At 32.4% G+C, this 11,906-nt stretch carries 14 protein-coding genes; 6 read left to right on the top strand and 8 right to left on the bottom strand.

Annotated elements, in window-relative coordinates:
• Nucleotides 1–120: 120 nt before the first annotated feature.
• Nucleotides 121–942, top strand: a complete 822-nt coding sequence (locus CD032_RS08560; protein ID WP_064263738.1) for a Cof-type HAD-IIB family hydrolase — start codon at nucleotides 121–123, stop codon at nucleotides 940–942.
• A 60-nt stretch (nucleotides 943–1,002) separates the two neighbouring features.
• Here CD032_RS08560 and CD032_RS08555 read toward each other — a convergent pair whose 3' ends face one another.
• Together CD032_RS08555 and CD032_RS08550 are read right to left on the bottom strand one after the other, a co-directional pair.
• Nucleotides 1,003–1,425, bottom strand: coding sequence for a universal stress protein (locus CD032_RS08555; protein WP_019469969.1), 423 nt, complete (start codon nucleotides 1,423–1,425; stop codon nucleotides 1,003–1,005).
• A 106-nt stretch (nucleotides 1,426–1,531) separates the two neighbouring features.
• The gene (locus tag CD032_RS08550) at nucleotides 1,532–2,596 is read right to left on the bottom strand and encodes a quinone-dependent dihydroorotate dehydrogenase (RefSeq protein ID WP_019469970.1); all 1,065 of its coding nucleotides are present in this window, start codon (nucleotides 2,594–2,596) and stop codon (nucleotides 1,532–1,534) included.
• A gap of 205 nt (nucleotides 2,597–2,801) precedes the next feature.
• On the opposite strand from CD032_RS08550, the gene CD032_RS08545 reads away from it, so the two are divergent.
• Complete coding sequence (locus tag CD032_RS08545) at nucleotides 2,802–3,659, top strand: fructosamine kinase family protein (protein WP_019469971.1); 858 nt, start codon at nucleotides 2,802–2,804, stop codon at nucleotides 3,657–3,659.
• A 208-nt stretch (nucleotides 3,660–3,867) separates the two neighbouring features.
• On the opposite strand, the gene CD032_RS08540 is transcribed toward CD032_RS08545, so the two are convergent.
• Both CD032_RS08540 and CD032_RS08535 read right to left on the bottom strand, forming a co-directional pair.
• Nucleotides 3,868–4,101 carry a DUF896 domain-containing protein gene (locus tag CD032_RS08540; RefSeq protein WP_019469972.1) on the bottom strand — a complete coding sequence of 78 codons (234 nt, stop codon included), beginning with the start codon at nucleotides 4,099–4,101 and terminating at the stop codon, nucleotides 3,868–3,870.
• Nucleotides 4,085–5,056 (bottom strand): LLM class oxidoreductase, encoded by a 972-nt coding sequence (locus CD032_RS08535; RefSeq protein WP_019469973.1) that lies wholly within the window; start codon nucleotides 5,054–5,056, stop codon nucleotides 4,085–4,087. The genes CD032_RS08540 and CD032_RS08535 overlap by 17 nt, the downstream gene beginning before the upstream one ends.
• A 245-nt stretch (nucleotides 5,057–5,301) precedes the next feature.
• Here CD032_RS08535 and CD032_RS08530 point away from each other — a divergent pair, with 245 nt between their 5' ends.
• Nucleotides 5,302–6,069 carry a trypsin-like serine peptidase gene (locus tag CD032_RS08530; protein WP_019469974.1) on the top strand — a complete coding sequence of 256 codons (768 nt, stop codon included), beginning with the start codon at nucleotides 5,302–5,304 and terminating at the stop codon, nucleotides 6,067–6,069.
• Between the two features lie 124 nt (nucleotides 6,070–6,193).
• Here the strand turns inward: CD032_RS08530 and CD032_RS08525 are convergent, their stop codons facing one another.
• On the bottom strand, nucleotides 6,194–6,763 hold the full coding sequence (locus tag CD032_RS08525) for a TetR/AcrR family transcriptional regulator (protein WP_019469975.1): 570 nt from the start codon (nucleotides 6,761–6,763) through the stop codon (nucleotides 6,194–6,196).
• Between the two features lie 88 nt (nucleotides 6,764–6,851).
• Nucleotides 6,852–7,811, bottom strand: coding sequence for a DMT family transporter (locus tag CD032_RS08520; RefSeq protein ID WP_046467640.1), 960 nt, complete (start codon nucleotides 7,809–7,811; stop codon nucleotides 6,852–6,854).
• Between the two features lie 310 nt (nucleotides 7,812–8,121).
• Here CD032_RS08520 and CD032_RS08515 point away from each other — a divergent pair, with 310 nt between their 5' ends.
• On the top strand, nucleotides 8,122–9,060 hold the full coding sequence (locus CD032_RS08515; protein ID WP_103211378.1) for a nucleoside hydrolase: 939 nt from the start codon (nucleotides 8,122–8,124) through the stop codon (nucleotides 9,058–9,060).
• A gap of 373 nt (nucleotides 9,061–9,433) precedes the next feature.
• The gene (locus CD032_RS08510) at nucleotides 9,434–10,009 is read left to right on the top strand and encodes a M23 family metallopeptidase (RefSeq protein ID WP_019469978.1); all 576 of its coding nucleotides are present in this window, start codon (nucleotides 9,434–9,436) and stop codon (nucleotides 10,007–10,009) included.
• Nucleotides 10,010–10,129: 120 nt separating this feature from the next.
• Here the strand turns inward: CD032_RS08510 and CD032_RS08505 are convergent, their stop codons facing one another.
• Nucleotides 10,130–10,795 carry a DNA-3-methyladenine glycosylase family protein gene (locus CD032_RS08505; protein ID WP_019469979.1) on the bottom strand — a complete coding sequence of 222 codons (666 nt, stop codon included), beginning with the start codon at nucleotides 10,793–10,795 and terminating at the stop codon, nucleotides 10,130–10,132.
• 12 nt (nucleotides 10,796–10,807) lie between these two features.
• Nucleotides 10,808–11,161 (bottom strand): DUF488 domain-containing protein, encoded by a 354-nt coding sequence (locus CD032_RS08500; RefSeq protein ID WP_019469980.1) that lies wholly within the window; start codon nucleotides 11,159–11,161, stop codon nucleotides 10,808–10,810.
• Nucleotides 11,162–11,293: 132 nt separating this feature from the next.
• Here CD032_RS08500 and CD032_RS08495 point away from each other — a divergent pair, with 132 nt between their 5' ends.
• Nucleotides 11,294–11,725: a 6-carboxytetrahydropterin synthase gene (locus CD032_RS08495; protein ID WP_019469981.1), complete on the top strand. Its 432-nt coding sequence runs from the start codon at nucleotides 11,294–11,296 to the stop codon at nucleotides 11,723–11,725.
• Nucleotides 11,726–11,906 lie beyond the last annotated feature (181 nt).

The raw sequence follows: 11,906 nt of genomic DNA, 5'->3' as shown, positions 1-11,906 counted from the left end.
TGAGGGATATTACGGGGCTTTATTTAGTGATATAGATGGCCATTTATTCAATGTCATTGTGATGTAATGACTTATAACCCCATCTTTTAATGATTTGTACAGGAATGGAAGGTGTAACATTTGATAAAAGCAATAGCAGTAGATAAAGACGGTACTTTTTTTAAATCTGATAATACATTTGATGAAGCTTATTTCAATAAAATTTTTGAAAGCATGATGGAAAGAGATATAAAATTTATCATTGCAAGTGGTAATCAATATGCGCAATTACGTTCATTTTTTTCAGGTAAGGATCATCAGATAACGTATATCGCTGAAAATGGTGCAGTGACGTATCAAAATAACAAGTTAGAAGCAGCTGAATATTTTGATCAACAATTGGTATTTGACGTTTTAAATTTGATTATTAATCATTATCATATTGAAGATATTGTGTTAAGCGGAGTTAAAAGTGCCTATGTATTAGAAGATGTGAGTAATGACTTTTTATCATTTTTAAATAAATATTATTTTAATATAACGAAAGTCTCTGACTTTAAAAACATTGAGCAAGATGAATTTGTTAAGATTGCGCTCAGAATTAAAGATACATTACTTTTAGATGAAGTAATGAAAGGTTTGAAAGCACAATATGGTGAAGAAATAAAGCCAGTTACAAGTGGGAATGATAGTTTGGATTTAATTTTACCTAAAGTGAATAAAGGTGTGGCGATTAAAACACTTTTAGATAAATGGGAGATACAACCACAAGAATTGCTAGCTTTTGGAGATGCAAATAATGATATAGAAATGTTAGCTTTGACTCCATATAGTTATGCAATGGCTGAATGTAGTCCTGGAGTGGCTGATGTCGCAAATTACAGAGCGCCTTCCAATGATGAATCAGGTGTGCTACAAGTCATCGAGCGCTATTTAAAACAAGATAACGATACTACAAACTAAAATAACGACAAAAAACTCATTATTCCTTAATAGAATAATGAGTTTTTCAATGATGTTCAATTATTTTATAATAAGTACGGGAATATTTGCGCTATTAGCGATTTTATGAGTAACATTTCCCAGTACATTTTTTATGTCTGGTTTGGCCCGTTTATTACTCATAACGATGATATCATAGCTGTTTTCTTCGATTTCACTTAATATTTCTTGTTTAATATAGCCAGAACGAAACTTCACTTGAATTTTTAAGCCGAGTGATTCTAATTTTTCTACAAAAGGTGTTATCTCATTACCTTTTTCTTCAGCTAATTCTTCAAAATGTTTGCCATCATAGCGAACCGAAGTTTGTAAATCACCTTCAGGTATAACGTTGAAAATAGTAATTTTTGCATTGTCAACGCCGGTAGTTAAATTTTGTAATTCTTTAGGAACGTTATTAAAAGAATTATCAAAATCATATGCTAATAATATATTTTTATACATTGTAGCGCCCCCTTCGATAATTGTTTACCCTATATAATAAAAAATCATCATAATTTCACAATTAATATTTTACAATAAATAATTCGACTAGAAAAACTAAAATATTTTACGCATCTAATCCTATGATATCACCGATATGTTTGTATCCATTGCTTAGTAAATATTGTGCCAGCTGTTTGTTCATGGTTTTAGTTAATCCAGGGCCTTCAAATACGAGTGAACTATAAATTTGAACCAGCGATGCGCCATGACGTAACATTTTGATGACGTCATTCGCTTCGAAAATGCCACCAGTACCAATGATTAAAAACTGACCTTGCGTTTCTTTATAGGTATGTGCAATCAGTTTTAAATTTCGTTTAAATAAAGGTTTGCCACTTAACCCACCAGATTCTTTTTGATTAATGGAATGTAATTGTTCACGCTTTTGCGTAGTATTTGCTAAAATGATGCCATCAAACGTTTGTGTTATAGGTTTAAGCATTCGAGACAAATTTTCTGTACTAAGGTCAGATGTTAATTTTATAAAAAGAGGTACGTTAAGCTCATGTTGTGCTTTATAATTTTGTATAGCAGTACATAATTGAGAAAATTCATTTTTATCATGAAAACTTTGTAGGTTTTCCGTGTTAGGAGAACTGATGTTAACGGTAAAAAATGTAACGTCATTTTTAAATGTGTCTATGACTTTTATATAATCTTGGTAACGTGCTTCATATGGCGTTGCTTTATTTACTCCAACATTTAAGCCTATAGGCGTATGGTAACTATATTTTCTTAGATTACTCAACGCTTTATTCATACCTAAATTATTAAACCCCATACGATTGATTAGCGCGTGGTCTTCTACTAATCGATACATGCGTGGTTTAGGATTGCCAGGCTGTGGTTTAGGTGTTACGCCCCCTAATTCTAACGATCCAAGTCCAACTTTATCTAGTGCTTTAGGAACTTCACAAGATTTATCAAATCCCGCAGCTAATCCGATTGGATTTTCAAAATGTATACCTTTGATGCTTTGAGATAATATAGGATGTCTATAATGAAATATTTTTTCGAGTATTGGCAGCAATATAGTGTGCTTTTGAGGGATTTTAAGGGCATTAATAGTCATGCCGTGTGCTTTTTCAGGGTCTAATTGAAATAAAATAGGTTTAATTAACTTATACATGTTGTAATCGCTCCATTTGTTTAAATTAGTAGTAGATGAAAATATATGTCTTTAATAGACTAGCATTTTAGTATTCATATGCCTAGTATAAATAAGAAATATTAATATAACCTTCAAATTATTAGAGAAGAAACTGATTTTGATTAAATTTTAAATAAAACGGTAATAGTACAATGATGTGATGGAATAATGGAGGGATATTTTTATGAAAAAACAATGGCAATCACAATTACCATTAGACAATATACAGTCTATTGCACCAGTAAGCGGTGGAGACGTTAACGAAGCCTATCGCGTAGAAACATCTCAAAAGCCATATTTTTTATTAATACAACGTCAGAGAAGTAAAGCCTTTTTTGATGCCGAAGTTGCTGGCCTTAATTTATTTGAAAAAGCTGGAATTACTGCGCCAATAGTCATAGATAGTGGTGAAATCGATGGAGATGCCTATCTTTTGCTAAGTTTTTTAAATGAAGGAAACCAAGGTAGCCAAGCTGAACTTGGAGAATTGGTAGCTAAAATGCATCAACAACAGCAGCCAGATGGCAAGTTTGGTTTTGATTTACCTTATGAGGGTGGTGATGTATCATTCGACAATGATTGGTCTGATAGTTGGACGACCATATTTGTTGAACGTCGTTTAGATCATTTAAAAGATAGATTGGTAGATCAAGGTTTATGGATAGAGGAAGATGTACAAACTTATCATAGAGTGCGGGAAGTCATTGTAAGTGCATTGAGTGACCATACAAGTAAACCCTCATTATTGCACGGTGATTTGTGGGGTGGTAATTATATGTTTTTAGAAAATGGTCAACCTGCATTGTTTGATCCGGCACCACTATATGGTGATAGAGAATTTGATTTAGGTATAACTACTGTGTTTGGTGGCTTTACTCAAACTTTTTATGATTCCTATAATAAGCATTATCCTTTAAGTAAAGGTGCCAATGAAAGACTAGAATTTTATCGTTTGTATTTATTAATGGTGCATTTACTGAAATTTGGCAGTATGTATGCAGGCAGTGTAGATCGATCCATGGAAAAGATATTAAATAGTTAAACGTAGAAAAGATGCTTCTATGTTGTTATATAGTTATGTTACACATTGCTTTCATTACTAATATTTCAGCTTAAAAGTGTGTTAGAAAGCATCAACTCTTTAAAATGAAAAGATAAGTATAAAATATAATGAACAGAGTTATTAACACGTTTCAATTTAATAGTTATAGAGAAACCCGTCAAGTATCAGTTGCTTGACGGGTTTCTTATTAATCTAAATTTAGTGTGCCCATTTCTTCACGCAATTTATAAACTTTATCAGGTGTAACATCTTCACCTAAAGGATCTACAACTTTCAAAGTAGAAAATGTGTTAACGACTTGGCCGCGAATCATTTGAAGATATTCTTGTCTTAACACGTGTTGCTCTTGTTTTTCTTCTACAGTCAAAGTTTGCACTTTTTCTTTGTTTGCTAATTGGTTAATTCTATCTAGTAGTTTCATAAATTTTGTCCTCCTGTAAATGTCGAGGTGGAAAGTGTGGAATAATTTCATTACCTACCTCTGTTAATATTTCTTTATAAGTTCTGTCGTTGGTTATAAACTGTAACATGATATGATTGGTTCCGATACGTTCATATGCTTTTAGGATGTTTAACAAAGTGTTTCTTCCTAGGCGATAACCACCTTTAATCGGCTTTACAAGTTCATTCGGATTAACTGATAAATCAATTACCAAAGGATGCATAAAGGGTTTGAATGTATCATTTTGATGCCATTGCTGTAATAAAGCTTTTTGTTGTTGGAAAGGTTGAGGATAAAATAACCAACCATCCACATGTGTTTTTAACCAATCAATATGTTGTTTGGCGTATCCTGTTGCGAACATAGGAATATGCTTATGCTTTGGTAATACTTGTAAGCCAGAATCTTCGTACAGTTCAAATAAAGTATTTGACGTTTGTGGTGATGATGATTGCCATAATTCTTTTAAAGATGACACAGCTGATCGAAAATGTTGACTTAGATCATTTGGATTGATTTTAAAAGTTGGAAATTCAAATTGACGATCTCCAGTAGAAATCCCTAATAATAATCGCTCGTTTGATATTAAATCAAGAGAGGTAGATGCTTTAGCTATATGCACAGGATGACGTAATGTCGCAACAATACTAGATGTTCCGAGAGCGATTTTTGATGTGTTAGCAGCGATGAAAGTTAAAAACACAAACGGATCGTAGTTTGTCGTTACATTACCAAGGTGCGGACTATATAAAGGATTATCTCGCGCAAATAAGCTTGTGAATCCAAGTTTTTCAGCATATTGAACTAATGCTATTTGTTGATCAATTGGCAATGCGATATTTTCAGAATCATCAAAGGGTGACATTAATCCTAAGGTTAAATGTTCCTGTTGAAAAGTTCTTTGAAAACCACTGTGTGTCTGAATTGTTGTCACGTCTATCCCTCCTCTTCAATTAAATTAAACAACGACTGTAAACTAAGTAACACTTGTTGTTTAGATAGATTATATGGCATGAGTTATTATAATGCAAACAACATGTTTATAAATTCATTGCATAAGCGACAAAGTGAGCAATATGTTGTTTAAATCACATAATTAATATACTAAGTAATAATTGATTAAAATCTTAAAATTCTGTAAATTTAAAAAGTAATATTTTTAATAGGAGGTAGGTTTTGTTGAAAAACATATTAGTCAGCATCATTATTGGCACACTATTATTTTTATCAAGCGCTATCAATGCTGAGGTACAAGCACAAAATCAAAATGATACTATGAAAAGTTCGCAACAGGCTAATGAGAGCAATCAAGTAGGTACTGCCACACCAAGAGTCATGTTACCAGGTGAAAATAGACATCAAATTGAAAATACTCAATCTAGTCATTACCAATCCATCGGCTACATAGAAAAAGGAGAAACAATCGCTACTGGTGTGGTTGTTGGTAAAAATACAGTATTGACGAATAAGCATGTAGTAAATAACGGTGATGGAAAGCTATCATTTGCGCCTGCTGCTGAAAACGAAAAGAGTTTTCCGTATGGTACATTTACAGAAAAAGAAGTGGTAGCCTATCCTGGAGATGCTGACTTAGTACTAGTTCATTTTAATAAAAACAATGAAGGGCAATCAGTTGGAGATGTTGTGACACCTGCCACAATTGGTGAAACTAGTACTGTGTCTAGTAATGATCCAATAACAGTTACAGGTTATCCAGGTGACAAACCTTTAGCAACGATGTGGGAAAGCTCGGGTAAAGTCATAAGTAACAATGACAGTATATTAACATATAGTGCCAGCACATTTGGCGGAAATTCAGGCTCACCTGTCTTTAATGCAAATAATGAATTAATCGGTCTACATTATGGTGGTATAGAAGGAGAAAGCAATAATGCAGTAGCGATTACAGGCGAAGTATTACAATTTATCAATGAACACAATGTTTAAGCATGTATTTTACTTAAATAGATCAATCCCCTCGTTAAAAAAGTTTCGATAACTTAAGCTTTAACGAGGGGTAATGTGAATGATTATAGAATAACTATTTTCATCGTCAAACTCACTGTGCAAATTACTTTTGATTTGAAAGTTGGGATGTAATGAAAGGTAATGACTTGTTGATGTATGATTCAGCAGGTAAATTACTCGAATGGAACCAATGTTTAGCAATGCCGTATAATCCCCATGATAGAAATCGTGCACTTGTAGCAAGAGTCTCTCTATCTATATCTTTGTGTTCATCAGACATTAATTTTAAGAAAATATCTTCTAATTCTTCTTTAACTCTTTTCTCGACAATTTCCCCATATGCTTCACTATTTAGACGGCACTCCTCATGAGTATCTTGGATATAACTAGTAATTGTAATAAAACATTGGCACAGTGCTTTTTCATTTAATTCTGCAACCATATTGAGCGATTGATTTAAATTTTTTAAGATTGTTTCGGACAATGTATAATCCATGATGTCATATTTATCGTAAAAATGAGCATAAAAGGTAGCACGATTGACAGTGGCACGTTCGGTAATATCTTTAACCGTAATTGACACTAACTTTTTTTCTTTTGCAATTTCACGAAAAGCGTTCATTAATAATTTTTTAGTTCTTATAATACGGGGATCTATATGAGTATGAGTCAATTAATTACACCTCTATATTTGTTATTATCATTAGACAAATTATCTTGCTTTACGAACAAGTTGTCAATAAACATAACTGGATTTGATTTTATTTCAATTCTATTTTACTGTCATTTATTTTACTATTTAAAAAACAATAAATGATGATACCTAAAATAATGATCATAATACCAACAATACTTAAAAAATTTGGTAACGCTAAGCCTAAAAGTAACATTTCGCCAATTAGTGTAAAAACGATTTCCATCGCTTGTGTCGCTTCAACAGCAGCTAACTTAGTTTGGTTATGTTTCACTATATTCGTTGCATAGAAGAATAATGTTGTTGCTATGATACCAGAGAAAATCGCAACTAAAAAGGTTTGCGTGATTTGATCTGAAGAGGGTAGCCCCTGAGTAGCTACTCCAATCAGAAAAATGATCAACCATAATGGTAAGGTAACTAAGGTCATGCCATATATCCGTTCGATCGTATTTAAATCGTTGCCAACAAGCACCATCATTTTACGATTACCTAAGGGGTAACAAAATGCTGCAATCATCAACGGTATGACAGATAATAGGAAAATATGTAATTCTATATTCGAAATGTGTGGAATTTGTACAATGATAACCCCTAATATCATAATGCTAGATGTAGTTAGTGAACGCCATGGTATACGTTCTCTCATTGATTGTCCTAGTTGTATATATGTGTAGAAAAATGGAGCTGTAAAAAGGCCGCAAATAATGGTTAATTGCCATGTCGCAGAAATAAGCCAACCTGGGCTATAATTTGATACAAAAGTTATGGGTACATAAAAAAAGACAAAACCAAGTGAACTCCACAATAACCACCTGGAAAAATTTTGCTTAATATGCAATAAAATAATATGATGACGACCTTTACGGTTCCAAATAACCATCATTAACAAAAAAGGGAACATAAAGATAAAGCGTAGTGACGCACTAAAAAGCCAACTGCCACCTTCGCTAGACATCGCATGATTTAGTATGAATGTAATAGAAAAAAAGAAAGCAGCTAATATACCAATTAAAATTGCTCGCATTTAAGACCACCTCAAGTTGTGTAATGATACTAACTTACCAGTATTTTTAATTGGAGCAAACACAATTCATGCAAAAAATGTGATATTTCTATAAAAATATGTGAATTTTCGGAAAATAAAAAGCGGAACTAGTAGAAAAGTAGTATGATTGTTTTAACAGTAGTATAAAAAATAAATCTTAATAAATGAAGCAATGCCGTTGTAATTAGGGTAGTGATGCTGAATGATAAAATATTTACTACAAAACAATACTCATATTAAATTGATTTAATTCATATTTAATATACATAAGATGATTGGAGTGTGTTAAATGACTAAAAAGATAATCATGGATTGTGATCCAGGTCATGATGATGCGATAGCTTTAATTCTAGCAGGTGCGAAATATAGTACACTTGATATATTAGCCGTGACCACTGTAGCAGGAAACCAAGCAGTTGAAAAAAACACCAAAAATGCACTTAATGTATTAGAAGTTATGGGAAGACGAGATATCGAAGTATCTGTAGGTGCTTCGCGACCACTAATAAAACCTGCTTCTTTCGCTTCGGAAATTCACGGGGATTCGGGATTAGATGGACCTAAATTACCTGAAGTGCCATCGTTGAAACCAACTCAATATCACGCTGCAGATGTAATTATTAAGACATTAAAACAAAGCGCTGATCCTGTAACAATTGTTGCAACAGGTCCACTTACAAATGTTGCGACTGCATTAATCAAAGACCCTAGTATTGCTCAATCAATTGATTCTATTACAATTATGGGAGGCGGTACTTTCGGGAATTGGACGCCTACCGCTGAATTTAATATTTGGGTGGATGCAGAAGCTGCTAAACGAGTATTTGAAAGTGGGATAAACATAAATGTTTTTGGGTTAGATGTGACTCATCAGGTCTTAGCAACAGATGAAGTAATTCAAAGATTTAGTAGCATTGATAATAAAATATCTCAATTTGTTATTGAACTACTAGAATTTTTCAAATCTACTTATAAAACACATTTTAATATGGATGGGGGTCCTATTCATGATGCGTGTACAATTTTATACTTATTGCAACCTGACTTATTTACTATGCAGCAGACACACATCGACATAGAACATCAAAGTTCGCTCACTTACGGTACAATGTCAGTCGACTTAAATAATGTCACAAACAAAGAAAAAAATGCATATTTTGCTACGGCTGTAGATGTTGAACGTGTTTGGACATTGATGGAACATATGTTGAAAAGTTATAACGTGTAAGCTAAATTATGGATAGCCATTGTTCTCTAAATTTTGAAAATATTGATTTGTAACATTTGTAAGAGTTTAGGGATGAATTTTTTGAATTCTGTTAATACGATTAAAGAAAAGTATGGAATATAAGTATCTGTCACTAATAATAAACGTCAATTTCTAGCGCAGCAATATAGAAATTGGCGTTTTTTGTGTGTGAATGATATCAAATTTTCGTGTTTGAATTGAGTAAGTATGTATTGCTAAAGTTGTTTTAATATTTTCATTACAGTTATTTAATACGAAAGTATGAGATGATTTTAAGTTGAATAATTAGCAAAATACAGATAAAAGCATTTATTATGATATTAATATCATAATTTAAAAGGTGAATCGGATAGTGAAAAATACATTTAAAACGATATTATTATTAGTTATTATATTAGTACCGTTAATACTATTATTAACAAATATAGATACTGTACAACGATATGTAAGAGAAAATTTAGTACAACAAAATGATGGAAATAAAGATAGTGGAAAGACAGATAGAAGCATTTTTAATATAAGTAGAGAGACTGAATCTTTTGGTGATTATAAATATAATGACTTCGACGGTAAACACTATGGCATTGATTATGGCATAGCTAAAAACACGCCAGTAACTGCAGCGACAGATGGTAAAGTAACCAGAACTTTTGAAAATGAATTAGGTGGCAAAGTAGTGCAGATTGTGGAAGAAGATGGTGTACATCATCAATGGTATATGCATTTAAATGAATTTAAGGTGGAACCTGGTGAAAAAGTTAAAGCTGGAAAAATCATTGCACTTTCTGGTAATACTGGTTCTCAAACTTCAGGGCCGCATTTACATTTCCAAAGAATGAAGGGTGGCGTTGGAAATGAATATGCGGAAAACCCTAGAAAATTTATAGAATCGTTACCTAATGGTGAAGAGAGTCTGTATAAGAAATAATTGTTGAGAAAATGTATTATTCTATCCGCGCTTTATCCTAATAATACGATGTTACCGTAGTGATAGCGTAGCGTAATATAGAATGATTTGAGTTATAATTAAAATATTAAGCTCAACGTATTACGAAGATGATTCGTCTAAAAGTGAATCAATAGAGTCGTAATTTAATAAATTTTGATGAATTGCTTCCCATAAATAAAACGCCCCATATGAGGCATATGGATGCCATCGTTGTGCACATAGAGTGAGCTGTTTTTTTCTTTCAGCTTTTGAAGTTTGATAAAGCCATTGAGCAGCTCTCTGTAAACCTACATCAAAAATAGGCAGTATATTGTCACGTTTTAAGGTAAATATTAAAAATATTTCTGATGTCCAACGACCAATACCTTTGACCTGTGTTAAAACTTGCTTTACAGATTCATCATCTAATTCATGTAAATGAGTAAAATCAAGTTTGTTTTGCTCTATATGCGCTAGCAAATTTTGAATATAGTTTATTTTAGTTTTAGAAAGACCTATGTGTTTCATTTGTGCTTCAGATAAATTTACCACCGATGCAACAGTCCATTGATTGTGGATTGCTTCCGAAAATCTTTGGAAAATTGCTGAAGCAGCAGTATTTGTAATTTGCTGACCAATGATAGAACGAATTAATGACTTTAGCAGATTAGCGCGCAGTGTTATTTCTACATTGCCGATTTGTCTTATAAGTTTTGCAAGGGTCTCGTCTTGGTGCATGAGTGTCTGCACAGGTGAATCATTTATGTCGATATGCCATTGAGCCATCATATTCACACCTTATTGTAATAATTGTTGTAGCACAACTGCTTGATTATGTTTTTCATCTTTTGCACCATAAAGCAAAATGACATCTTGTTTACTGTTAGCAACAATATCTTTCAATTCATTAAAAGCTTCTTTTTGATCGTTATTTTCACGCAATTCTTTCTCGTATTTTTCTTTAAATGCAGCGTAAAGTTGAGGATCGTGATTAAACCATTTTCTTAATTCAGATGTTGGTGCAATGTTTTTTAGCCAATGATCCAAGTTAGCTTGGTCTTTTGAGATGCCTCGTGGCCAAACGCGGTCTACAAGTACACGTACGCCTTCTTTAAGTGGTTTTTCATAAATGCGTTGTATTTGAATAGTCATAAAAAGCTCCTTTACTCTTAATACTTCCAATTATTTTTCTATAGCCTAAAATGTAATATTAAAAACATTAGAAATCATATATTTTAACTTAAAGGGTATAAATAAATATAATGTTGAAAAGGAGATTTTAATATGACAAATTTTAATCAAGTTCAACCACCTGAACAATTTAAATATCGTAGTAATGCAGTACTTATTAAAAATTATTATGAATTTACTTGTGATAATCGCATATATTTTAGTCAAAAAGCACACAAAGATTTAGCCAATCAACACTATAAGTTCAATATTGAAATTTTATCTAAAATAAACGATGCTGGATTGGCATTAGATTTTAATGAAGTCGATAAAATATATAATAAACAAATCGCAACTTATTTGGATGGTCAACTGGTTAATGAAACATTACCATCTATGAATACAACAGCCGAAAACATTGCCTTTTGGATATGGGAACAATTTGAGCAACACTTACCAGAAAAAAACACACTTCAAAAGTTAGAATTTTTTGAGAATGCAACGCAAGGTCTCGTATTGACGCGTGAATTAATGGAAGCAAAATAAAGTAGTTTTAACAATAATATTTAGCAAACAAGCGGTACGTATAGAACATAACAATTACTTTCGACGTTATTGTTAAATATTATTTTAAAAAGCAACGAAAGTATATGGATAGATAAGTTCATTAAAAAGAAATGGACGTCTATCCGTTTTTTGTGCAATTTTTGCGTTTAGTAGACATAAA

Source organism: Staphylococcus cohnii subsp. cohnii, assembly GCF_002902365.1.
Lineage (GTDB): Bacteria > Bacillota > Bacilli > Staphylococcales > Staphylococcaceae > Staphylococcus > Staphylococcus cohnii.
Note: the sequence above shows the minus strand (reverse complement) of the source record. Positions and strands in the feature narration are given on the sequence as shown.